This window comes from Lysinibacillus sp. GbtcB16, from assembly GCF_019091145.1.
Lineage (GTDB): Bacteria > Bacillota > Bacilli > Bacillales_A > Planococcaceae > Lysinibacillus > Lysinibacillus fusiformis.
In genome coordinates, this window is record NZ_JAGXJV010000997.1 from 1 (window position 1) to 212 (window position 212).

General features: G+C 33.5%; 1 rRNA gene. It reads left to right on the forward strand.

The annotated features are described in order from the left end of the window. Positions 1 to 141: 141 nt before the first annotated feature. Positions 142 to 212, forward strand: a 5S ribosomal RNA gene (gene rrf / locus KVT27_RS26550); the annotation flags it as partial.

Below are 212 nucleotides of genomic sequence, written 5' to 3' on the forward strand. Positions count from 1 at the left end.
CGAATACTAATCGATCGAGGACTTAACCAAAAGTTTGAAGCATTCAATGAACCGTTTATCCAGTTTTGAAAGAATAAAATTATTATAATATACTTGTAATTTTGATAAAATATGTTATAATAAGTATTGTCTTTCAAATAGTCTAGTGATGATGGCAAAGAGGTCACACCCGTTCCCATACCGAACACGGAAGTTAAGCTCTTTAGCGCCGA